The 1,235-nt window shown below is 41.5% G+C and carries 1 protein-coding gene and 2 pseudogenes; 2 read left to right on the top strand and 1 reads right to left on the bottom strand.

What is annotated here, in order from left to right; all coding sequences use genetic code 11:
• A pseudogene (locus tag F6K53_RS43570) lies at positions 1-193 on the top strand (hypothetical protein); the annotation flags it as partial.
• Positions 194-450: 257 nt separating this feature from the next.
• Positions 451-1,023 (top strand): hypothetical protein, encoded by a 573-nt coding sequence (locus F6K53_RS43565; protein WP_293086979.1) that lies wholly within the window; start codon positions 451-453, stop codon positions 1,021-1,023.
• Here the strand turns inward: F6K53_RS43565 and F6K53_RS43560 are convergent.
• A pseudogene (locus tag F6K53_RS43560) lies at positions 964-1,235 on the bottom strand (hypothetical protein); the annotation flags it as partial. The gene F6K53_RS43565 and the pseudogene F6K53_RS43560 sit on opposite strands and share 60 nt — an antisense overlap.

Raw genomic sequence — 1,235 nt, 5'->3', positions numbered from 1 at the left:
AATAGGGGCGCTTTGGGGAGATGGGGAGATGGGGAGATGGGGAGATGGGGAGATGGGGAGATGGGGAGATGGTAGACCGGCTTGTACACAAGTGGATGGATTGGCCGTTGGTCACGCTACGGGAACGATTGGCCGTTGGCCACGCTACGGGATTGACCGTTGGTCACGCTACGGGAACGGAAATTTAAGCTGATAGCTGATACGCGACACGCTGATAGCTGAATAATTACGATAGCTGAATGCTTACCAATTTTTTTTATAAATTCACATAATATTCATTAAAAATATTTATTTAATTCATCCAAATTTTATAATTTTAACCTCACAATAAAGCAATATAACAACAGATGGATAAAACGATTAGTGATTGACGCTAATTACATCAAGCTAAAATCACAATTTTCATCCTATAGGGTGCAATGAAAAAAATATTTTTTAGGAGAAATAAAGATGTCTAATAATTCCACTAACACAACAGTTTTGACTTTCGATCAACTGCCCTTGCAACCTGTTGATGACCTGAGTTTCATGGGGGTCACATTTAGTGATACACCAATAGAGCCGATTGTAATCGATTTCAAGGATGCCGCTGCTTTTGTAAAGGACAGTTTAGAAGGTAATGCCGCCGGAATCCTAACCCAAGACTTTGATGCACTGGTTTCCGACCTTGAGTTTGGGGTGGCCCTCAATACCCTTGCTACTCTCAAACCTGGTTTTACAGTGGAACTGTTTGATGACTCCACATTGGTAAATACGATCCCAGTCGATACTAGTTCACTGCCAAGCTTGACCGAAGGTCTGTTATCCCTTTTTGATAGTGATATACCAAATGATATTGATATACCAATAGACCAAATAGACCGGGTTGTGATCGATTTCAATGATGCCGCTGCTTTACCCTTTGGTCAGATTTCTTTTGAACAAAATGACGATACCATAATCACCACAATCGATAATCAACCATTAGCTGTGTTGACTGATGTACCTTTTGGTGATATAAAAGAGGCATATTTTCTGTTTTAATCTCCTGTTTTCTGAAAGGAGTTCCAAGGATTCCCGGACAATATTCTCTGGAGTGGCTTGCTCTTGTAACAACTCCGGCACAATCGAACGCATTACTACCAAGTTAGGGGGAGACATGAAGGGAATCGAAAATTTCAAGAAGGTGCGAGCAAGCCAGTAGGTAAAGGGATTAACTCGGTAGAAAACCACCTGAGGCACATCTAGTAGTGCTA

Source organism: Moorena sp. SIO4A1 (assembly GCF_010672065.1).
GTDB lineage: Bacteria > Cyanobacteriota > Cyanobacteriia > Cyanobacteriales > Coleofasciculaceae > Moorena.
This window is presented reverse-complemented; position numbering and strand designations above follow the sequence as displayed.

Excerpts from the sequence above, each read along its gene's own strand:
- F6K53_RS43565 (WP_293086979.1), top strand. The coding sequence starts at position 451 with ATGTCTAATAATTCCACTAACACAACAGTTTTGACTTTCGATCAACTG.